Here is a 22,983-nt window from a genome sequence, read left to right on the forward strand (position 1 = left end):
CATAAATCGGCAATTTTTGACAAGGGCATCGACAGTGAAAAATCCCAAACCACCGCGCGCTCCCACGCTGGAAGATGTTGCCCGTACCGCGGGATTGTCACCCATGACGGTGAGCAGGGCGTTGAATACCCCGCAGCTGGTGCGCCCGAAAACGGTTGAAAAAGTGATGCAGGCGGTGCGCGCCACCGGCTATATTCCCAACGCACTGGCTGGGGGACTGGCGTCGCGTCGCAGCAAGCTTATCGCCGTGGTTATTCCGCAAATTAACAACAATATGTTTGTCGATACCATCCAGTCATTAAGTGATGAACTGGCAGAACGCGGATACCACATTTTGCTTTGCGTGTCGGGTTATACACCGCAAACTGAGGCAGAGCTGGTGGCGACGCTGCTTTCTCGTCGCCCGGATGGTGTAGTACTCACCGGTATTCATCATACCGCTGAGCTGAAAAAAGTGATTCTTAATGCGGCCATCCCGGTCGTGGAAATCTGGGATTTAACCCCAACACCCATCGATATGCTGGTCGGTTTTTCGCATGGAAAGGTCGGGCAAGCGGTGGCAGACTATCTGCTGAATAAAGGCTATCGACGTCCGGGGTTGTTATGGACTGCCGATCGCCGGGCAGGCCAGCGTAAACAAGGACTTTGCGATGCGTTGAGTCGTCATGGTATTACTGCTGACGCACAGGTGGACGTCCCACTTCCGGCCTCTCTGGCATTGGGACGCTCTGGATTAACGCAGCTATTGGCGGATCGCGAGTTTGATGTCATTGTCTGTAGCTCTGATACGCTAGCCCAGGGGGCGATCATGGAGGCCGAAAGTCGCGGTATACGCGTGCCGCAAGAGTTGGCGGTAATCGGTTTTGGCGATCTGGATTTTGCTGCCAGCAATCGGCCCGCCATCACCACCGTCAGCGTCGACAGACGGGCCATCGGGCAACGTGCTGCCTCACTGCTTGCCGATCGTATCGAACAAATTCCGCGTGAAGACGATATTATTGATGTCGGTTTTCATCTGGTAGAACGAGAGTCCGCATAAGTTACCTGCAACCCAAAACAATAAGGAATCTGCTATGCCGCACGTTGATATTAAATGTTTTCCTCGCTCTCTTACCGACGAACAGAAAACCGCCCTGGCGGCGGATATTACCGAGGTTATTATTCGTCATTTGCAAAGCAAAGACAGTTCAGTCAGCGTGGCGCTCAATGAAGTTGAGCCAGAGGCGTGGCAGGCCGTGTGGGATAAGGAAATTGCGCCGCAGATGGCGAGATTAATTAAAAAACCTGGCTACAGTATGTAAGAAAAAACGGGCGGAAATCCGCCCGTTTTCGTTGTGCTTATGGTGTAACGATGTTGAACCAGAATTCGAACTTATCCATATAGCCAAGCATGGCATCAAGCTTGGCGCCGTCACCGGTTATCTTCACGTCACCGCTGTCTTGTGCCTGTTTCAGCGTCACTTCCTTGAGGATGATTTTGTTCAGCGTGTCGCGATTTAGCGTGATAGTGGCGTCGGCATCTTTCGCTTCGGCATTGGCGGTATGGTTCAGGACGCCATTCTCCAGCTCAAGCTTATATTTACCGCCATCACTGCCAAGATCGATGTTAAACACCGACTTCGCATCACCCGCTTTTTGTCCGTTAATATGCACTGCCAGATAATCGAAGAACATTTCCGGCGTCATAGCACGAACGGTATCCGGGCTGGCGGTATTCGGGGTTGGGCCTTTGACCACGCCGTTACGCAGCTCTTGCGCGCCGGTCAGGTAGAAGTTACGCCACGGGCCGGATTCAGCCTGATAACCCAGTTGCTCAAGCGCATCTGCTTCCAGATTACGTGCAGCCTGGTTATTCGGATCGGCAAACACGACTTTGCTTACCACCTGTGCCACCCAGCGGTAGTTGCCCTGGTCATAGTCGGCTTTTGCTTTCTGCAAAATGGCGTCCGCACCACCCATGTAGTCGACAAATTTCTTCGCAGACTCTTCCGGCGGCAGCTCATCCAGCGTTGCCGGGTTGCCGTCAAACCAGCCGAGATAGAGCACATAGGTCGCTTTTACGTCATGGCTCACGGAACCATAGTAACCGCGGTTAGCCCAGGTATGTGCCAGTGAGTCCGGCAGCTTAAAGTTGGCAGCGATTTCATCGCGGGTCAGACCTTCGTTAGCCATGCGTAGCGTCTGGTCGTTGATGTAACGATACAGATCGCGCTGACTTTTCAGCAGGCTGACCACCTTGTCATTACCCCAGGTTGGCCAGTGGTGCTGCGCCATCAGCACTTCGGCTTTATCACCCCAGCGCACAATCGCTTCGTTGATGTATTTGGACCACGGCAGCGGCTCACGAATTTTGGCTCCGCGCAGGGAGTAGGTGTTGTGCAGGGTGTGGGTAACATCTTCTGCGGATTCAATCAGTTTCTTCTCTTCGATGTACCACAGCATTTCCGACGGTGCTTCGGAACCTGGGGCCAGCATGAAGTCATAGGTCAGGCCGTCGATGACCTCTTTTTGTCCATCTTTCTCAATGATATTTGTTGGCGCAATCAGGGTAACGGTTCCCGCGGAGGTCGTGGTTCCCAGTCCCGCGCCGACCTGGCCTTTGGCATCAGGTTTGAGTAGGTTGCCGTACATGTAGCTCGCGCGGCGGCTCATGACGTTACCGGCCATGATATTCTCAGCGACCGCGGCTTCCATAAAGCCGGCTGGCGCATAAACTTTCACTTTGCCCGCTTTAACGTCGGCTTCATCGACAACGCCGCGTACGCCGCCGTAATGGTCAACGTGGCTGTGGGTATAAATCACTGCAACAACTGGTTTTTTACCGCGGTTTTTAAAGTAAAGATCCATCCCGACTTTGGCCGTTTCTGCCGAGACCAGCGGGTCAACAACGGTGATGCCTTCTTTACCTTCAATAATGGTCATGTTTGACAGATCGAGGTTACGAATCTGGTAAACGCCATCCGTTACTTCAAACAGCCCGCTGATGTTGATCAACTGAGATTGACGCCACAGGCTCGGGTTTACCGTATCCGGGGCTTTATCGCCTTCTTTGATGAACGCGTACTGCTGCGGATTCCAGATAACATTTCCCTGCTCGCCCTTGATCACGTCCTGCGGGAGTGGGGCGATAAAGCCTTTGTGGGCGTCGGTAAAGTCGGTGTTATCGGAGAAGGGCAGTTGATTGTAAAGCGCGTTGTTGGCTTGTTGCGTGGCGGCTGTAGCGTCTTTGGGGGCTTCAGCGGCCATAAGGGGAACAGAAAACGATGTGAGTAACCCAGCAAGTATAAAACTTTGTGCGATTCTATTAAGTTGCATCGTAAAACCTCTCTGACACTTCAAAAGTACAGTTGGGGATGCTGCTTTGACGGATAGCGTTTTGATTAGGTATTTGAGTTAGTGCAAGATTAACTATAATTCACATGAATGATTAGGCAAGGAAGGCAGAGTAATTTATCTAACTGGTTTTTCAGAGGTTTTAAGAAAACAGTTGCGGATGACAGAGCAGAACTGCCATCCGTTAGCATACTATCATTCACCTGCGATAATACGTTTCCCGCTGGAGATAAACGTTCCGGCCCCAAGGTGATGCAGAGTATTGAGCTTGCCATCATCAAACTGCCAGCGTCCTTCCACGAAGGCTCGCTCATCAGCGGCAGCGGAGACCACTTCCCCAAACAGAGTGTCATATTTTTCCTGTGCCGCCGTGGCTGGCAACAGGCGACACTCCATCCAGGCCAGACATTTCGCTTCTATCAGCGGTAAACCTAGCACGGGTCCTTGCACCACGGGAATGCCGTAACAGTTGAATTTATCTTCCACGCGACCGGAAACGCTGCCTACGGCCCAGGTCCAGTTGACGGCGGCGATACCCGGAATAACGATGCCGAATTTACCGCTACGTTCAATGAGATCCCGCGACCAGGCGGTCTTATCAACAACAATTGCTACCCGCGGCGGCTCAAATTCCACGGGCATTGACCACGCCGCAGCCATCACATTTCGCCGCTCGGTATGCTCATCCCGGCTGGTTATCAATATCGTTGGGCCATGATTGAGTAGCCGACTGGCATGTTTTAATTCGATCGGACGAAAATGGCTCATGGATGCTCCTTGGCTGAGAGATAACGCACCACAATAAACATAGATATTAACGGTATTAGCGATTTTGTCGCCTCACAAGAATTAACAACGCACAAAATCGACAGCGTAAAACGAAAAATACGTTATAAGTACTGCATTAATCGAACAGGAACTCCGTATGACGCCTTTTTTAACCGCTTACTTTGCCCGTATTGGCTGGTCAGATTCGGCCAACGTCAACATTGAAACCTTGCAAGCGCTGCATTTACTGCATAACGCCGCGATTCCATTTGAAAACCTGGACGTATTACTGCCAAGGGAGATGCAGCTTGACGATTTGTCGCTGGAAGAGAAGCTGGTAACGGCGCGTCGTGGCGGTTATTGCTTTGAACAGAACGGCGTGTTTGAACGCGCGCTACGCGAAATCGGTTTTAACGTACGTAGCCTTCTCGGTCGCGTGGTACTGGCAAATCCGTCAAGCCTGCCGCCGCGCACGCATCGTCTGTTGCTGGTTGAATTGCAGGGAGAGCAGTGGATCGCCGACGTTGGTTTCGGCGGACAAACGCTGACGGCGCCGATTCGTCTGCAGGCCAACACTGAGCAGAAGACGCCACACGGCGAATATCGGCTGATTCAGGAAGGTGAAGATTGGATCCTCCAGTTCCGTCATCACGAACACTGGCAGTCAATGTACCGTTTCGATCTGGTCGTGCAGCATCAGAGCGATTATCTGATGGGCAACTTCTGGTCCGCACACTGGCCGCAATCACATTTTCGCCATCATCTGCTGATGTGCCGTCATCTGCCCGACGGCGGGAAATTAACGTTAACCAATTTTCACTTTACCCATTATCAGGATGGACATGCGGTAGAGCAGATTAATTTGCCTGACGTCGCCAGTTTGTATGCGTTGTTGCAAGAACGATTTGGACTGGGTGTGGATGACGTGAAGCATGGATTTACCGAAGATGAGCTGGCGACGGTCATGGCGGCGTTTGAAACGCATCCGGAGGCGGGGAAATAGGGGCATCGGAATTAATGCCGGATGCGGCGTCATCGCCTTATCCGGCCTACGGGAACAATTAAAAATCTATCGCCCATTCTGCGTGAAACAGGATCACCGCCGAACCGGTAATGGTGACTTTTTCCGGCTGGTTTTCACGGATAGTCACCGTCACATCAACAATCCCGTCGCGCCCGAGCGCACGGCCCTGATGCCCCTGAACACGTAACGTTTTGCCATCATGCGCCATCAGCCCATGGTGGACCAACCATGCGCCCATTGGACCGTTGGCATTACCGGTAACCGGGTCTTCCACAATACCAATAGCAGGTGAAAACATGCGGCCATCAGTGGCGTTTTCGCCCTCGCGGACTTGAAAAGGGAAGAAACCGTTACAGCCAATTTGCTGGCTGATAGCGGTCAAAGCCGGTAAATCAGGGGAAAGGGCGTCGAGATCCACCTCGGGCTTCAGTGGAATCATCACTTTCGAATGCCCAGTGGTGGCAACCTGAATGGGTAAGCCTGCCAGCATATCGTCTTCGCTCAGGTGCAGCGCATCGAGAATCGCAGTACGAACAGCGCCCTCCAGCGGAGGTTCAAAACCCGGTTCACCTTGCTCAAGGCTAATGCGATAGTCGTTCCCGGTAGCGTCAATATCCACCCGATGACGTCCGGCCAGCGAGGTTTGCCAGACCGTGCAGTTACCCAGACCCAGCACCTTAGCCCGCACATAATGCGCGGCGACGGTAGCATGCCCACAGATAGGAACTTCGACCGTCGGGGTGAAATAGCGGATGCGAACATCGCTGTCGTCACTGGTCAGCAGAAATGCGGTTTCTGAATGACGCAGCTCGCGAGCGATGAGCTGCATCTGCGCGTCACTCAGTCCATCAGCATGTAAAACCACACCTGCTGAGTTGCCGCGAAAAGGGACCGAGGTAAAGGCATCGACGTGGTAAACCTGTGGTTTCATTAGTGTTCTCCCTGAAATGGAGAAGCATCATAACGTACAAAAAGCGGGATAGCGATGCAGGCCCGGTAAGCGCAAGCGCTACCGGGCATCAGAGTTCAATTATCGGCGGGAACGCACTATCTGATAGCGGCGAGTGAAGTACTCAAACGGCGCACTCCATACGTGGACCAGACGGGTGAACGGGAATAGCAGGAAGATAGTCATCCCCAGAACCAGGTGCACACGGAAAATCAACGCCACGCCATCCAGATGTGCAGATGCACCGCCCTGGAAGGTCACCACTGACTGCGCCCAACCAACCAGTTTCAGCATTTCACTGCCGTCAGGATGCTGTGCGGAGAACGGGATGGTGGTTAAGCCGAGGATACACTGAATCAGCAGAACGCAAAGGATCAGAATATCAGCGGTGGAAGACGTTGCACGAATGCGCGGGTTGGTCAGACGCCGCACCAGCAAACCTGCGCCACCAACCAGCGTCAGTACGCCACAAAGCCCACCGGCAATCATCGCCATCTGTTGTTTCACCGCAATCGGCAGGAACCAGGCATACATCCAGTGCGGCGTTAGCATGCCGAACAGGTGACCGAAAAAGATCCCCAGAATGCCGATGTGGAACAGGTTTGACCACAGCACCATGCCGCGTTTGTCCAGCATCTGGCTGGAAGAGGCGCGCCAGGTGTATTGCCCGTAGTCATAGCGTAGCCAACTGCCGAGGATAAATACCGTACCGCACAGGTACGGGTAGATATCGTAAAAAAAGACGTTCAGGTACTGTATCATTTCGGGCCTCCCGCGCTGACGTCGACATACTGCGGCGCAACGTCCTGGCTAAAGCGTCGTTGATAGTTTTGTAACGGTGAACTGTCGCAGGCGGTGGCGTTATCCTCGATAAACTTCACCTGTTCCTCTTCCCACACCGCATCCAGCGCCTGACGGGTATCATCGCGGGTTTCAGCACCAACCTGCTTAGTGACGCTGTCACTTGAAAGAGGGCTTCCGGCAAGCAGCAGCAGTGCGTCAAACAGTTGATACCACGGCGTATCGCGCTGTTTTAAGCGCCCGCCCAACAGAGCCAGAATCGGTGCAACGTTCTGCAGTCCTTCTTTGGCCTGGTCCTCCGGCAACACGCTCAAATACTCCAGATACAACGGCAGGTGATCCGGTAGTTCGCGGCAGTCGAGCTGTAGCCCGACCTTTTCATACTGCGCCAGCAGATCAACCATCGCCTGACCCCGGTCACGGGACTCGGCGTGCACGTGCTCAAACAGCAGCAGAGAGGTGGCCCGGCCCCGGTCAAAGATTTCGCACCATTCCGCTTGTTTATCCAGCAGTGGCGCATTGAGCAATCCCTGGCTAAATTCGGTAAGCATGGGGGCATCGCTGGCCACAAGCGCCAGCGCGTCGTCTTTATACTCCCACAGCAGCTCGTCGGGATATTCCATCAGCAGGCCGATAACCTTCAGGATTTGCATTATTCACCCTCCGCTTTATCGCGCACTTCGGTGATGTCGATAGCATCGATACGGCTACTGTTAAAGAGGTTGAATTTGGTATCTGAGCCATGGCAGCCGTCACCGAAGGTAAATCCGCAGCCGTTTTTCTCCGGGAAGGCATCACGCGCCATTTCACGGTGGCTGGTCGGGATCACAAAGCGGTCCTCATAGTTGGCGATGGCCAGATAGCGATACATCTCTTCAACCTGCTCAACGGTCAAACCTACTTCCTCAATCGCGCGGGTGTCCGTCACGCCTTCCACTGTTTGCGCACGCATATAGTGGCGCATGGCCATCATACGTTTCAGCGCGCGCAGCACCGGACCGGTATCACCCGCACTGAGCATGTTGGCGAGGTACTGAACCGGAATTCGCAGCGACTCAACCGCAGGCAAAATGTTGCCATTGTGCGGCAGTCCGCCCGCGTCGGCGACCGACTGAATCGGTGACAATGGCGGTACATACCAGACCATCGGCAGGGTGCGATATTCCGGGTGCAGCGGCAGCGCCAGTTTCCAGTCCATCGCCATTTTGTATACTGGCGAACGTTGGGCCGCTTCGATGACGTTGTGCGGAATACCTTGTTTTAACGCCTCTTCAATGACCGCCGGATCGTGCGGATTGAGGAATACATCGCACTGACGCTCATAGAGATCGGTTTCATGCTCGGTGCTGGCCGCTTCTTCGATGCGGTCGGCGTCGTACAGCAATACGCCGAGATAACGGATACGTCCAACGCAGGTTTCCGAACATACCGTCGGCTGGCCGGACTCAATACGCGGATAGCAGAAAATGCACTTCTCTGACTTACCGCTCTTCCAGTTAAAGTAGATTTTTTTGTACGGACAGCCGCTGATGCACAAGCGCCAGCCGCGACATTTGTCCTGGTCGATCAGCACAATGCCGTCTTCTTCACGCTTATAGATAGCACCGCTTGGGCAGGTGGCGACACAGCTTGGGTTCAGGCAGTGTTCACAAAGTCGCGGTAAATACATCATGAAAGTGTTTTCGAACTGACCGTACATCTCCTTCTGCATCTTCTCGAAGTTACGGTCGCGGGCACGTTTTGAAAATTCGCCGCCAAGCAGTTCTTCCCAGTTTGGACCCCAGATAATCTTGTCCATCCGCTTACCATCGATCAGCGAACGCGGACGCGCGGTGGGCTGATTCTTGCTTTCCGGCGCGCTATGCAGATGCTGATAATCGTAGGTAAACGGCTCATAGTAATCATCGATTTGCGGGATCACCGGGTTGGCGAAAATTTTGGTGATGACGCCCATCTTACCGCCCAGACGCGGTCTTATCTTGCCGTTAACATCGCGAACCCAGCCGCCTTGCCACTCTTCCTGATCTTCCCAGTTCTTTGGATAGCCAATCCCCGGTTTAGTCTCGACGTTGTTAAACCACGCATATTCCATCCCTTCACGCCCGGTCCAGACGTTTTTACAGGTGACGGAGCAGGTGTGGCAGCCGATGCACTTATCCAGATTAAGAACCATGCCTACCTGTGAGCGTATTTTCATTTTTTCGCCTCCTGTACCTGATCGCGACCTTCATCATCCAGCCAGTTAATATTTTTCATTTTTCTAATCATGATGAACTCATCGCGGTTAGAGCCGACCGTACCGTAATAGTTGAAGCTGTATGCCAGCTGCGCATAGCCACCTATCATGTGCGTGGGTTTCGGGCAGACGCGGGTCACCGAGTTATGGATCCCGCCGCGCATCCCGGTCACCTCTGAGCCAGGGATATTCATGATTCGCTCCTGAGCGTGATACATCATGGTCATTCCCGGTGGCACGCGTTGACTCACCACTGCACGCGCGGTGAGCGCACCGTTGGCGTTGAAGGCTTCAATCCAGTCGTTATCCTCAATGCCCAGCTCTTTGGCATCGGTTTCACTGATCCAGACAATCGGTCCGCCGCGCGACAGCGTCAGCATCAGCAGGTTTTCGCTATAGGTGGAATGGATCCCCCATTTCTGGTGCGGCGTCAGGAAGTTGAGCGCTTTTTCCGGGAAGCCGTTAGGCGGAACCTCGCGCATTTCACTGACGCTGCGGGTATCGATAGGTGGACGATACGCCACCAGACTTTCACCAAACGCTCGCATCCACGCATGATCCTGATACAGCTGCTGGCGACCGGACAGGGTACGCCATGGGATCAGCTCGTGGACGTTGGTATAGCCTGCGTTATAGGAAACATGTTCACTTTCCAACCCGGACCAGGTGGGGCTGGAGATGATTTTGCGCGGCTGCGCCTGGATATCGCGAAAACGGATCTTCTCGTCTTCTTTGTTCAACGCCAGATGCGTATGGTCGCGTCCGGTCATCGCCCCCAGCGCTTCCCAGGCTTTCACCGCCACCTGACCGTTTGTTTCCGGTGCCAGGGCGAGGATCACCTCAGAGGCATCCAGCGCGGTGTCAATCAGCGGTCGGCCTTTTGCCGGGCCTTCGCGCTTGGTGTAGTTCAGCTTGCCGAGGAAATCGACTTCCGCCTGGGTATTCCACGCAATGCCTTTCCCGCCGTTACCGAGTTTGTCCATGAGCGGGCCAAGTGAAGTAAAGCGTTCGTAGGTGGCGGGGTAGTCACGCTCCACAACGGCGATATTCGGTGCCGTTTTGCCCGGGAGGAGATCGCATTCGCCTTTGCGCCAGTCCTGAATGTCAAACGGCTGCGCCAGCTCTGCCGGAGAGTCGTGTTGCAGCGGTTGCAATACCACATCCGTTTCTTGTCCAAGGTGTCCGACGCAAACCTCAGAAAATACTTTGGCGATGCCTTTATAAATTTCCCAGTCGCTCTTCGATTCCCATGCCGGGTCAACCGCCGCAGACAACGGGTGAATAAACGGATGCATATCCGAGGTATTCATATCGTCTTTTTCATACCAGGTAGCGGTTGGCAGAACGATATCGGAGAACAAACAGGTACTGGACATACGGAAATCGAGCGTGACCAGCAGATCGAGCTTGCCCTCTATCGCCGCCGACTGCCATTCAACCTCTTCAGGTTTAATACCCTCGCTTGAACCGAGCGCTTCCCCCTGGATCCCGCTTTCGGTACCCAGCAAATATTTGAGCATGTATTCATGCCCTTTACCGGAGGAGCCGAGCAGGTTAGAGCGCCAGACGAAGAGGTTGCGCGGATGGTTTTTGCCGTTATCTGGCTGTTCGCAGGCAAAACGAATATCACCTGACTTCAGCGCCTGTGCGGTGTATTGCGCAGGAGATAGCCCTGCTTGTTCGGCTTTTGCTTTAACAGTCAAAGGGTTGAGGTTAAGCTGCGGCGCAGACGGCAGCCAGCCCATCCTTTCAGCCCGCACGTTAAAGTCAATCAAATGTCCGCTAAACTTCGACGCGTCGGCCAGCGGAGAGAGGAGTTCCTGCGCGGTGAGTTTTTCATAACGCCACTGGCTGGAGTGGTTGTAGAAAAACGAAGTGCTGTTCATCTGACGCGGTGGTCGGTTCCAGTCCAGCGCAAAGGCCAGCGGCAACCAACCGGTTTGCGGTCGCAGTTTCTCCTGACCCACATAGTGCGCCCAGCCGCCGCCGCTTTGTCCCACGCAGCCACAGAACACCAGGATGTTAATCATGCCTCGGTAGTTCATATCCATGTGATACCAGTGGTTGACGCCAGCCCCGAGAATGATCATCGAACGGCCATGCGTTTTGTGCGCCGTATCAGCAAACTCACGGGCGATTTGTTCGATATGACGGCGTGGCACACCGGTAATTTGCTCGCCCCAGGCCGGGGTGTAGGCTTTCACTTCGCTGTAATCTTGCGCGCTATGAACGTCATCCAGACCACGATCGAGGCCATAATTCGCCAGCACCAGATCATAGACGCTCACCACCGGGCAACGGCTACCGTCAGCGAGGGTAAGATGTTTTACCGGCAGTTGACGGATCAGCACCGGTTCTTGTTTTACACTGCGAAAATGTGGGTTTTCGTTGCCGCCAAAATAGGGGAATGCCACGCCGGTCACTTCATCATGCTGACCAAGCAGCGAAAGAGAAAGTTCAGTTTCAGCGCCAGCCGCCAGTGGTTCCAGGTTCCATTTGCCTTTTTCCCCCCAGCGAAAACCGATAGATCCGTTCGGGACAACCAGTTCGCCAGCGCTGTTAAAGGCTACCGTTTTCCACTCTGGATTGTTGCTTTCTCCCAGACCATCGACAAGGTCTGAGGCGCGCATCATACGTCCAGGCACGTAGCTGCCATCTTCGCGGGCATCCAGTAAAACCAGCATCGGCATGTCGGTATAGCGACGACAGTAATTGAGGAAATAATCGCTGGGATTGTCGAGGTGGAACTCTTTCAGGATGACGTGGCCCATCGCCATTGCCAGCGCGCTGTCTGTCCCTTGTTTGGGTGCCAGCCACTGATCGCACAGTTTAGCGACTTCCGAGTAATCCGGCGTAATGGCAATCGTCTTGGTGCCTTTGTAGCGTACTTCTGTGAAAAAGTGCGCATCCGGGGTACGGGTCTGCGGCACGTTAGAGCCCCAGGCGATGATATAGCTGGAGTTATACCAGTCGGCGGATTCAGGAACGTCGGTCTGCTCGCCCCAGGTCATCGGTGACGCGGGCGGTAAGTCGCAGTACCAGTCATAGAAACTCAGACAGGTTCCGCCGATTAGCGAGAGATAGCGTGTGCCGGCGGCATAGGAAACCATCGACATCGCCGGGATCGGGGAGAAGCCGACCACGCGATCCGGGCCGTAGGTTTTCACCGTCCAGACGTTGGCGGCAGCAATCAGCTGATTAAGCTCTTTCCAGTTGGAACGGATAAATCCACCGCGCCCGCGTACCTGCTTGTAGCTCTGGCATTTTTGCGGGTCGTTCATAATGGATTCCCAGGCCAGCACCGGATCGGGCTGGCGGGAGAGGGCGTCGCGCCACAATTCGATTAAGCGTTTACGCACCAGCGGATATTTCAGGCGGTTAGCGCTATAGAGATACCACGAGTAGCTGGCGCCGCGTGGACAGCCACGGGGCTCATGATTTGGCAGGTCAGGACGAGTACGCGGGTAGTCGGTTTGCTGCGTTTCCCAGGTCACAAGCCCGTTTTTAACGTAGATCTTCCAGCTGCATGAGCCGGTACAGTTAACGCCGTGGGTAGAACGCACAATTTTGTCGAACTGCCAGCGCTGACGATAGCTGTCTTCCCAGTCCCGGTTGGTGTGCATCACTTGCCCATGCCCCTCGGCAAACGTATCGCCCTTTTGTTTAAAGTAGCGAAAGCGGTCTAACAGTTTACTCATGACATAACTCCTGCTTCGATAATATTGCCGACGGTGAATCGAACTCCAGGCCTAATCCGGCCAACCTAAATGTCCGATCCTGCGGTATCCATTTTGTTATTTTTTTTGTGATTTACGGCCATAGACCAACCAGGTCACCAGCACGCAGACGATGTAAAACACGAGGAATATTTTCATTGCGCCTACTGGCGAGCCGGTCAACGCCAGCGATGAGCCGAACGCTTTAGGAATGAAGAAGCCCCCCACTGCGCCAATAGCGGAAATAAATCCCAGGGCGGCTGCGGTATCGGTTACCGCTTCCCGCTGAGCCTGTTCTTCGGTACCACCATGCAGCTTCACCCGATAAATTGTGATTTTGCGAAAGATCACCGCAATCATCTGGAAGGTTGAACCGCTGCCCAGACCCGCGGTCAGGAACAAGCCCATAAACACCAGGTAAAACGCGATAAAGCTACCTTCGCCCGAGCCGGGCAAAGTGAGAAACAGCAGGGCGCTGAACAGTGCCATAAAGATGAAGTTAATTAGGGTGACACGCACACCACCAAACTTGTCAGAGATAACACCACCCGCCGATCGTGCAAGCGCGCCGATGAAGGGGCCGAAGAACGCCAGTTGCAGGATATTCACGTCGGGGAACTGGGTTTTCGCCAGCATGGCAAAGCCTGCCGAAAAACCGATAAATGAACCGAAGGTGGCGAGATACAGCAGACTTAATAACCACAGATGAAAACGCTTGAGTACCGGTAACTGGGAGGCAATTGAGGCCTTCGAGCTGGCAATGTCGTTCATTCCCATGCCCGCTGCCACAGTGGCTATCAGCAGTAACGGCACCCATATCCATGCTGCATTGGCCAGCGACAATAACGAGCCGTCAGCTTGCGGTACGCCCTGTACGCCCAAAAAGGTAAATATGGGCAGAAAGATCACCAGTGGCGCGATCAACTGCATCACGCTGACGCCGAGGTTGCCGAGACCACCGTTAACGCCTAATGCGCTACCTTGCTTCGCTTTGGGGAAGAAAAAGCTGATATTGCCCATGCTGGAGGCAAAGTTAGCGCCAGCAAAACCACACATCAGCGCAATGATTATAAATACTCCAAACGGAGTAGCGGTATTTTGCACGGCAAATCCGAGCCAGACGCAGGGAATAACCAGAATAATCGTGCTAAAAATGGTCCAGCGACGACCACCAAATATAGGTACCATAAAGGAGTAGGGTACGCGTAATATTGCACCAGAAAGAGATGGCAATGCCGTTAATAAAAACAGTTGGTCGGTGGTGAAATTAAAACCAATTTTATTCAGATTGACGGCTACGGCACTGAACAGCATCCAAACGCAAAACGCAAGAAGCAGGCAACTCACTGATATCCAGAGGTTTCTGCGCGCAATGTGCTTGCCTTTATTTTCCCAAAAACCGGGGTTCTCTGGTTTCCAGTCCGTTAAAAGATAACGATTATTTTTCTCATTTGATGATGACATATTATTCTCCATGCACATGCCGTTCATGAAAAAGAAATAAACGCATGCAGCGCCGCGCGGCTTCTTTTTAGAAACTATTGAAAAGTTTTAGGAATATTGACTGAAAGAATAGATAAAAAAGCGCAATAACGCGGCGTGATGGGAGAATTACACGTTGCTTAAGTGTTACTAATTGTAAACATAAAAGATGTATTGTTAATCCATCTATTACATCAAATAAATAACTCCTGCGTTATCATACGATCAAGATGACGATCGAATGCAGGATCGGCCATTTCCTCAATACCTAATATGTACATACCATCCAGGCCGCAGACTAATGCGATTAAGCGCCATGCGACGTCGGCGGCATCAGGCGCGGATGAGAACTCACCGGCTTTCTGTCCTTGTGTAATGATGTTGGCGGTTTCTTCGTGCCACATTCGCATGGTCAACAGGTAGGCGCTTTTAATTTCCGGATCTTTACCCGCAACAACCTGTGCTTCACGCCATAGCTTAATATAGGGTTCCAGACCACCATCTTCACTGCCTAGCATCGCATGCAGTCGCTCACGGAAACTGGCGTCTTCGCTGACCAGTTCGGCATCAAGTAGAGTGCGGATAAGGCGCACAAATGCCTGGGATTTGAGTTCGCCGGCAGAGGCGAAATGGTGATGTACCTGGCCCGTCGCGACGTGAGCTTCTGCAGCAATGCGTCGAACCGTCATGGCGGAAAATCCTTCTTCAAGTGCGACATGCATTGCTGCTTGCAGAATCACTTCCCGACGTTCATCCCGATTTAGATAGCTCATCATTCCTCCTGTACCCGTATAGATCGCAGTCTAACAAAAAGTTGGACATATGTTCAATTTTCCGTAGGATCGCTAAAGCTGGACATGTGTCCAGTTTTGGTTTCGTTAGGGAGTTTTATGTTTCGTCAGTGGTTAACGTTAGTCATTATTGTGCTGGTCTACATCCCTGTTGCGATTGATGCAACGGTGCTGCACGTTGCCGCGCCCACGCTGAGTATGACGCTGGGTGCCAGTGGCAACGAGCTGCTGTGGATCATTGATATTTATTCCCTGGTAATGGCCGGTATGGTATTGCCAATGGGTGCGCTGGGCGATCGCATCGGCTTTAAACGTCTGCTGCTGTTAGGCGGTGGATTATTTGGTCTCGCATCGCTGGCGGCCGCTTTTGCTCATAGCGCAAGCTGGCTGATTGCCACCCGGGCGGTATTGGCGATTGGCGCGGCGATGATTGTTCCGGCAACGCTGGCGGGTATTCGCGCCACGTTCTCTGAGCAACGGCATCGAAATATGGCGCTCGGCGTCTGGGCAGCGGTCGGTTCCGGCGGTGCGGCGTTTGGCCCATTGGTTGGCGGGATGCTGCTGGAGCACTTCTACTGGGGATCCGTGTTCTTAATCAATGTGCCAATTGTCCTGGTGGTAATGGCCTTAACCGCACGCTTAGTGCCACGCCAGGCCGGACGTCGCGATCAATCGTTAAATTTTGGTCATGCGATCATGCTGATTGTTGCCATTCTGCTGTTGGTTTACAGCGCTAAAACTGCGCTGAAAGGGCATACGGCGACCGTTGCCATCGCCCTGACGCTGTTAACCGGCGCTTTACTGTTGTGGCAGTTTGTCCGTATCCAGCTTGCGGCAGCTCGCCCGATGATTGATATGCGTCTGTTCACGCATCGCATTATCTTGAGCGGTGTAGTGATGGCGATGACCGCGATGATAACGCTGGTGGGTTTTGAGTTGCTGATGGCTCAGGAACTACAGTTTGTTCACGGTTTAACACCGTATCAGGCTGGATTGTTCATGCTGCCGGTGATGCTGGCAAGTGGTTTCAGCGGACCGATTGCCGGTATGTTGGTTTCACGCCTGGGATTACGTTGTGTCGCAACGGCAGGCATGGCACTGAGCGCCGTCAGTTTTTACGGCCTGGCGATGACGGATTTCAGTAGCCAACAGATACAAGCCTGGATGTTGATGGCTTTGCTCGGCTTCAGCGCCGCCAGTGCGCTCCTGGCTTCAACGGCGGCCATCATGGCAGCAGCGCCGGCGGAAAAAGCCGCGGCCGCTGGCGCCATCGAGACAATGGCTTATGAACTGGGGGCAGGACTTGGGATCGCTATCTTTGGCTTACTGCTGAGCCGTAGCTTTTCTGCATCGATTCTGCCGCCAGCCGGACTGAATCCGCAGGAAGTAGAACGTGCCTCATCGTCAATGGGGGAGGCGGTACAACTGGCGCACTCGCTCCCGTCGTCACTGAGTGAGGCATTGCTGACGGCTGCCAGAGAAGCGTTCACCTGGTCACATAGCGTGGCCTTAAGCAGCGCCGGCAGCATGCTTATCGTCTTAGCGATAGGAATGTGGTTCAGTCTGGCAAAGGTACAACGTTAATAACTAGTGAGCTAAATGACAGGGGTAATCCATCTCTTCGACTTCTTTCCCACTCAGTCGAGCGTATTGCCCCGTCAGTCTCCAGAACGCAGGCTGTGTTTCCGTATAGATCTCTGCCGCTAATATCAGGCGGCGGCGATCTACCTCATTAAGTTCCAGAAGTGTCCACGGAATAAAGTAGCGATCGCTGTCCGTCAACGTAAACCACAGTGGGCATCCGCAGCCGGAACAGAAGAACCGTTCACCACGGTTTGAAGAAGGAAAGTGCGAAGGTTCTGCCGATTCTGGCGACATCCGCGGGTGAGCGCTGGCTTCCAGATACATGGCGATGCCGCCTGACCATTTCTGACACAGCGTACAGTGGCAGGCATAGACATCCAGCATTTCGACGTCAACGGTAAAATGACTCTGTCCGCAAAGACAACGACCAGTGAATGTCTGCACGGCATACTCCTTATGACCGAGTCTACATTAAGAGAAAAAGCCAGCCCTTGGAGGACTGGCTTTGTATTCAGACTACAACAAAATTAGAACTGGTAGTTCAGACCAACAGCCACGATGTTGTCAGTTGACACTTTCGCTGCATTGGTGAAGTTGTTGTCATCCAGCAGGTTGATTTTGTAATCAACGAAGGTGGACATATTTTTGTTGAAGTAGTAAGTAGCACCCAGGTCTACGTATTCAACCAGATCCTGGTCGCCGTAACCGTTGATGTCTTTACCTTTGGATTTCAGGTAAGCGATGGACGGACGCAGACCGAAGTCGAACTGGTACTGAGCAACAGCTTCAAAGTTCTGTGCTTTATCTGCAATACCAGTAACACCGGAGCCACCATAGGTGGTCATGTTGCGGGTTTCGGAGTAGGTGGTTGCCAGGTAGATGTTGTTCGCATCATATTTCAGACCAGCAGCCCATACTTCAGCGTTTTTACCGGAAGCCATGAAACCGCCGTTACCTACAGACTGTTTGTCGGTACGGTCAGATTTCGCATAGGTAGCACCTACGCCGAAGCCTTCGTACTCATAAGTAGTAGACAGACCGAAGCCGTCACCGTTAGCTTCTTTCAGGTTGTCACGGTCATTTTTGCCCTGGTACTGAGCAGCAAAGTTCAGACCTTCAACCAGACCGAAGAAGTCGGTGTTACGGTAGGTTGCAACGCCAGTAGTACGGCCAGTCATGAATACGTCAGTCTGGGTCCAGGTATCACCACCGAACTCAGGCAGGACGTCGGTCCATGCGCCGATGTCGTATGCTACGCCGTAGTTACGACCGTAGTCGAAAGAACCGTATTCAGCGAATTTCAGACCAGCGAATGCCAGACGAGTTTTGTCGCTGTTGGAACCACCGGTGGATTCAGTACGGTTACCTTTGAATTCATATTCCCACTGACCAAAACCAACCAGCTGGTCATTGATCTGAGTTTCGCCTTTGAAGCCCAGACGCGCGTAGGTTTTGTCGCCATCGCTGCCGTTGTCGTCAGAGAAGTAATGCTGAGCGTGAACTTTACCGTAGATATCCAGTTTGTTTGCGTCTTTGTTATATACCTCAGCTGCGTTTACCGCACCTGCCGCCAACAGGCTAGTCACTGCCACTGCAACTAATTTAAGTTTCATTCTAAATAATCCTTATAATTTTTTCTTGGTGTGTTTCCTAAACCATTGCTAAACGAAGGGGTTCGTCAATGGCAAACTATTTTTAAATGACGCAGTGGTATAAGTTCAATAATAAGTTTCATAATATTGCGAAATATTTGAATTTGTGTGATCCAGATCTACATAATATAGCTGATTGTATTAATCTTTATATGTGACAAATCTGAATGGGTATATTTACGTAGGGGACTATTGTGCCGTCTATGGTTTAAATGGCGTTAGTCACGCAGGTATAATATATACATACTGAGGAATATAGATAAGCATGCAATATTTTCGGGAGTTAATTAATTACCAATTATTTAACATTAAATTAAACAAAAATAAACATAAACCACAAGTGGAATGAACATTTATTATTCATTAATTTGATTACAGTGTAGCCGGGTTTTAGATTTGCGCGATAAAACCCGGATTTTTTTTCAGGCGCGGCGTGTTGCCAACCAGCAAAGTAACGAACCCGCACAAACCATCAATGCACCCTGCCAGAAAGACAGCGACAACGGGGCGCTGAGTAACACAGCAGCCAGAGCGGAGGATAGCACTGGGGTAAAATAGGAACCTACGGCCATGATGGTCACGTTGCCATGCAAAATGCCAATATTCCACGCCGCATAGGCAAATCCTAACGTTAATGCCGCTGAGAACATTTTAATAGTCACCGAAGTGCTGAAATTCATTTCTGGTTGCGGAGTCATAAAATAGTAAACCCACAAACTTGCAGCCGTTAGTAAAACGAATACGGTAATACCGTTAAAGCCTTTTGCGTATTTATTGGTCACCGTGCAATACGTTGCCCAGATAAATGCGCCAAGAAAGGCGAGGAAATAGCTCAGCGGGCTGCTGGCAACGTTGTTTATAATTTCACCAGGATTAAGGCCATTTTCGCCACCCAATACCCAACAAACCCCGGTCAATGCGATAATTAATCCAGGGATTACCAGCCAGGTTGTTTTTTGACCATTAAATAAAATAGCAAACAATATTGTCAGACTCGGCCAGAGATAATTGACCATACCGACTTCAATAGCCTGGTGACGAGTAGCCGCATAACCGAGAGCCAGCGCTAAACATATTTCATAGGTAACAAAAAGCACGCTACCCGCGATTAAATAACGCACAGGAATTTTTCTGATATTCGGAAAGCCAACGGTAAAAATCAGCAACAGGCCACTTAACGAAAAAATCATTGCTGCGCCACCCGCAGGACCCAGTCCTTCACTTACCCCACGCATTAGCCCGACCATCGTGCTCCAGAGCACGATGGCAATGAGCCCAATTAACGTCGCTTTTTGTTTTGTCATTCTGATTGTCTGTCCATGGTGCTGGCAAAAATTCAAGCTGAAATTTATAGCACTTTTACACCGTAGCGCGCTAACTAATTACCTTTCACCTACCCCCTTATGGGTACAAAGGTTAAACAAAGTGCACTATTTAGTAGCGGAACCGTTTCGTTATTGATTTGACGCAAAAAAAATATGGATATAGCTGATAGTTTCGTCGCGAAGTTGTACATGTCATCTTTCAATTATGCCGCGCTGGCGCGATTTGAGAGATGTCCTGTACGAATCCCTGCAAAAAAGAGGAAAGCAATGGACGTCAGCCGCAGACAATTTTTTAAAATCTGCGCGGGCGGTATGGCGGGAACAACAGTAGCTGCTCTGGGTTTTGCACCCAAAATGGCACTGGCTCAGGCGCGAAACTATAAGCTGTTACGCGCCAAAGAGATCCGAAACACCTGCACATACTGTTCCGTAGGTTGCGGGCTATTAATGTATAGCCTGGGAGATGGAGCAAAAAACGCCAAAGAGTCGATTTACCATATTGAAGGGGATCCGGATCATCCGGTGAGCCGTGGGGCATTATGCCCTAAGGGCGCAGGATTACTGGATTACGTGCACAGTGAAAACCGTCTGCGTTACCCGGAATACCGTGCACCAGGTTCCGACAAATGGCAGCGTATCAGCTGGGATGAAGCATTCACCCGTATCGCGAAGCTGATGAAAACTGACCGTGACGCCAACTTTATTGAGAAGAATGAGCAGGGCGTAACGGTAAACCGCTGGCTTTCAACCGGGATGCTGTGTGCATCTGCGGCAAGTAATGAAACCGGTATGCTGACGCAAAAATTTGTGCGCTCACTCGGCATGCTGGCAGTAGACAACCAGGCGCGCGTCTGACACGGACCAACGGTAGCAAGTCTTGCTCCAACATTTGGTCGCGGTGCGATGACCAACCACTGGGTTGATATTAAAAACGCTAACGTCGTGATGGTGATGGGCGGTAACGCCGCTGAAGCACATCCAGTGGGATTCCGCTGGGCGATGGAAGCCAAAAACAACAATGATGCCACGCTGATTGTTGTTGACCCTCGTTTTACACGTACAGCTTCGGTGGCGGATATCTATGCGCCAATTCGTTCCGGCACGGACATTACGTTCCTGTCCGGCGTCTTGCTGTACCTGATTGAAAACAACAAAATTAACGCTGAATACGTTAAGCATTACACCAATGCCAGCCTGCTGGTGCGGGATGACTATGCTTTTGAAGACGGTCTGTTCAGCGGGTATGACGCGAAAAAACGCCAATACGATAAATCGTCCTGGAACTACCAGTTCGATGAAAACGGCTACGCGAAACGCGATGAAACGTTAAGCCATCCTCGCTGTGTCTGGAACCTGCTAAAACAGCACGTTTCCCGCTACACGCCGGATGTGGTGGAAAACATTTGTGGTACGCCGAAAGAAGACTTCCTGAAAGTCTGCGAAGTGCTGGCTTCCACCAGTGCAGCCGATCGCACCACCACGTTCCTGTACGCGCTGGGTTGGACTCAGCATACCGTCGGGGCACAGAACATCCGCACCATGGCGATGATCCAGTTGCTGCTCGGCAACATGGGGATGGCAGGTGGCGGTGTCAACGCCTTGCGCGGTCACTCCAACATTCAAGGGCTAACCGACTTAGGTCTGCTCTCTACCAGCCTGCCGGGCTACCTGACGCTGCCGTCAGAGAAACAGACAGACCTGCAAACCTATCTGGCCGCAAACACGCCAAAAGCGACATTGGCCGATCAGGTTAACTACTGGGGCAACTATCCGAAGTTCTTCGTCAGCCTGATGAAATCTTTCTACGGCAATGCAGCGCAGAAAGAAAATGACTGGGGCTTTGAGTGGCTGCCGAAGTGGGATCAGTCCTACGACGTCATTAAATACTTCAACATGATGGATAGCGGGAAAGTCACCGGCTACATCTGTCAGGGCTTTAACCCTGTTGCGTCCTTCCCGGACAAAAACAAAGTGGTGCAGAGCCTCAGCAAACTGAAGTATCTGGTGGTTATCGATCCGCTGGTGACCGAAACCTCAACGTTCTGGCAGAACCACGGTGAATCAAACGACGTTGACCCGGCGTCGATTCAGACCGAAGTTTTCCGTTTGCCTTCTACCTGCTTTGCAGAAGAAGACGGTTCCATCGCCAACTCCGGCCGCTGGCTGCAGTGGCACTGGAAAGGTCAGGATGCCCCTGGCGAAGCCCGCAACGACGGCGAAATCCTTGCCGGTATTTACCACCGTCTGCGCGACATGTATCGCACTGAAGGCGGTAAAGCTGTAGAACCCGTTCTGAAAATGAGCTGGAACTATAAGCAGCCGGACGAACCGCACTCCGAAGAAGTGGCGAAAGAGAATAACGGCTATGCGCTGGAAGATCTCTATGATGCCAACGGCGTGCTGGTTGCGAAGAAAGGTCAGTTGCTCAACAGCTTTGCGCTGCTGCGCGATGATGGTTCTACGTCATCATCCTGCTGGATTTATACCGGTAGCTGGACCGAGCAGGGCAACCAGATGGCCAATCGCGATAACGCCGACCCGTCAGGTCTCGGTAATACGCTGGGCTGGGCCTGGGCATGGCCGCTAAACCGTCGCGTGCTGTATAACCGCGCTTCGGCGGATCCGCAGGGTAAACCGTGGGATCCAAAACGCATGCTTATCCAGTGGAACGGTACGAAGTGGACGGGGAACGATATCCCGGACTTCAATACCGCGGCACCGGGCAGTGGCACCAATCCGTTTATCATGCAGCCGGAAGGGCTGGGGCGTCTGTTTGCTATCGATAAGATGGCGGAAGGTCCGTTCCCGGAACACTACGAGCCGATGGAAACGCCGCTGGGCACTAACCCGCTGCACCCGAATGTGATCTCCAACCCGGCAGCGCGTCTGTACGAAGCGGATAAACTCCGTATGGGCACGAAACAGGACTTCCCGTACGTCGGGACGACCTATCGTCTGACCGAACATTTCCATACCTGGACCAAGCACGCATTGTTGAATGCGATTGCCCAGCCAGAGCAGTTTGTGGAAATCAGCGAAACGCTGGCGGCAGCGAAGGGGATCAACAACGGCGATCACGTGAAAGTCAGCAGCAAACGTGGATTTATTCGCGCAGTTGCCGTGGTCACTCGTCGTCTGCGTACCCTGAACGTCAACGGTCAGCAGGTAGAAACGGTTGGGATCCCAATCCACTGGGGCTTTGAAGGAGTCGCGCGTAAAGGCTTTATCGCCAACACCCTGACGCCGAACGTCGGTGATGCAAACTCGCAAACGCCGGAATACAAAGCGTTTTTAGTTAACATCGAGAAGGCGTAAGGGAGGC

Annotated in this window: 17 protein-coding genes; 5 read left to right on the forward strand and 12 right to left on the reverse strand. The window is 52.4% G+C overall.

Annotation, left to right across the window (positions count from 1 at the left end; all coding sequences use genetic code 11):
• The first annotated feature begins 34 nt into the window (after window positions 1-34).
• Both JQN59_RS11795 and pptA read left to right on the forward strand, forming a co-directional pair.
• Window positions 35-1,039, forward strand: a complete 1,005-nt coding sequence (locus JQN59_RS11795) for a LacI family DNA-binding transcriptional regulator (protein ID WP_188110082.1) — start codon at window positions 35-37, stop codon at window positions 1,037-1,039.
• A gap of 34 nt (window positions 1,040-1,073) precedes the next feature.
• Entirely contained in the window at window positions 1,074-1,301 is a 228-nt protein-coding gene (gene pptA / locus JQN59_RS11800) for a tautomerase PptA (RefSeq protein WP_048214171.1), read from the forward strand.
• Window positions 1,302-1,338: 37 nt separating this feature from the next.
• Here pptA and JQN59_RS11805 read toward each other — a convergent pair whose 3' ends face one another.
• Both JQN59_RS11805 and JQN59_RS11810 read right to left on the reverse strand, forming a co-directional pair.
• Window positions 1,339-3,315: an alkyl/aryl-sulfatase gene (locus JQN59_RS11805; protein ID WP_057068212.1), complete on the reverse strand. Its 1,977-nt coding sequence runs from the start codon at window positions 3,313-3,315 to the stop codon at window positions 1,339-1,341.
• A 213-nt stretch (window positions 3,316-3,528) separates the two neighbouring features.
• On the reverse strand, window positions 3,529-4,101 hold the full coding sequence (locus JQN59_RS11810) for a flavin reductase family protein (protein ID WP_003833054.1): 573 nt from the start codon (window positions 4,099-4,101) through the stop codon (window positions 3,529-3,531).
• Between the two features lie 157 nt (window positions 4,102-4,258).
• On the opposite strand from JQN59_RS11810, the gene nhoA reads away from it, so the two are divergent.
• The gene (gene nhoA / locus JQN59_RS11815) at window positions 4,259-5,104 is read left to right on the forward strand and encodes an N-hydroxyarylamine O-acetyltransferase (protein ID WP_149607240.1); all 846 of its coding nucleotides are present in this window, start codon (window positions 4,259-4,261) and stop codon (window positions 5,102-5,104) included.
• Between the two features lie 58 nt (window positions 5,105-5,162).
• On the opposite strand, the gene JQN59_RS11820 is transcribed toward nhoA, so the two are convergent.
• The 7 genes from JQN59_RS11820 to JQN59_RS11850 form a co-directional block, all read right to left on the reverse strand.
• On the reverse strand, window positions 5,163-6,056 hold the full coding sequence (locus JQN59_RS11820; protein WP_149607239.1) for a PhzF family isomerase: 894 nt from the start codon (window positions 6,054-6,056) through the stop codon (window positions 5,163-5,165).
• Between the two features lie 99 nt (window positions 6,057-6,155).
• On the reverse strand, window positions 6,156-6,836 hold the full coding sequence (gene narI, locus JQN59_RS11825; RefSeq protein WP_003833047.1) for a respiratory nitrate reductase subunit gamma: 681 nt from the start codon (window positions 6,834-6,836) through the stop codon (window positions 6,156-6,158).
• Window positions 6,833-7,528, reverse strand: coding sequence for a nitrate reductase molybdenum cofactor assembly chaperone (gene narW / locus JQN59_RS11830; protein WP_048214176.1), 696 nt, complete (start codon window positions 7,526-7,528; stop codon window positions 6,833-6,835). The genes narI and narW overlap by 4 nt, the downstream gene beginning before the upstream one ends.
• Complete coding sequence (gene narH / locus JQN59_RS11835; protein WP_008784807.1) at window positions 7,528-9,072, reverse strand: nitrate reductase subunit beta; 1,545 nt, start codon at window positions 9,070-9,072, stop codon at window positions 7,528-7,530. Before narH ends, narW begins: the two co-directional genes overlap by 1 nt.
• Window positions 9,069-12,809 (reverse strand): nitrate reductase subunit alpha, encoded by a 3,741-nt coding sequence (locus JQN59_RS11840; protein ID WP_008784806.1) that lies wholly within the window; start codon window positions 12,807-12,809, stop codon window positions 9,069-9,071. Before JQN59_RS11840 ends, narH begins: the two co-directional genes overlap by 4 nt.
• Before the next feature lie 96 nt (window positions 12,810-12,905).
• Window positions 12,906-14,291: a NarK family nitrate/nitrite MFS transporter gene (locus JQN59_RS11845; protein ID WP_008784805.1), complete on the reverse strand. Its 1,386-nt coding sequence runs from the start codon at window positions 14,289-14,291 to the stop codon at window positions 12,906-12,908.
• Window positions 14,292-14,503: 212 nt separating this feature from the next.
• Complete coding sequence (locus JQN59_RS11850) at window positions 14,504-15,082, reverse strand: TetR family transcriptional regulator (protein WP_048214178.1); 579 nt, start codon at window positions 15,080-15,082, stop codon at window positions 14,504-14,506.
• 117 nt (window positions 15,083-15,199) lie between these two features.
• On the opposite strand from JQN59_RS11850, the gene JQN59_RS11855 reads away from it, so the two are divergent.
• Window positions 15,200-16,684 (forward strand): MFS transporter, encoded by a 1,485-nt coding sequence (locus JQN59_RS11855; protein WP_149607238.1) that lies wholly within the window; start codon window positions 15,200-15,202, stop codon window positions 16,682-16,684.
• Window positions 16,685-16,687: 3 nt separating this feature from the next.
• Here JQN59_RS11855 and JQN59_RS11860 read toward each other — a convergent pair whose 3' ends face one another.
• The 3 genes from JQN59_RS11860 to yddG form a co-directional block, all read right to left on the reverse strand.
• Window positions 16,688-17,068 carry a GFA family protein gene (locus JQN59_RS11860; protein WP_149607291.1) on the reverse strand — a complete coding sequence of 127 codons (381 nt, stop codon included), beginning with the start codon at window positions 17,066-17,068 and terminating at the stop codon, window positions 16,688-16,690.
• 143 nt (window positions 17,069-17,211) lie between these two features.
• A complete protein-coding gene (ompD, locus tag JQN59_RS11865; RefSeq protein WP_048214180.1) occupies window positions 17,212-18,297 on the reverse strand; it encodes a porin OmpD in 1,086 nt (361 codons plus the stop codon).
• 461 nt (window positions 18,298-18,758) lie between these two features.
• Window positions 18,759-19,640, reverse strand: a complete 882-nt coding sequence (gene yddG, locus JQN59_RS11870) for an aromatic amino acid efflux DMT transporter YddG (RefSeq protein WP_048214181.1) — start codon at window positions 19,638-19,640, stop codon at window positions 18,759-18,761.
• 288 nt (window positions 19,641-19,928) lie between these two features.
• Between yddG and fdnG the strand changes: the two genes are divergently transcribed.
• Entirely contained in the window at window positions 19,929-22,976 is a 3,048-nt protein-coding gene (fdnG, locus tag JQN59_RS11875; RefSeq protein ID WP_095533095.1) for a formate dehydrogenase-N subunit alpha, read from the forward strand.
• Window positions 22,977-22,983 lie beyond the last annotated feature (7 nt).

This window comes from Citrobacter sp. B72 (genome assembly GCF_016894305.1).
GTDB lineage: Bacteria > Pseudomonadota > Gammaproteobacteria > Enterobacterales > Enterobacteriaceae > Citrobacter > Citrobacter portucalensis.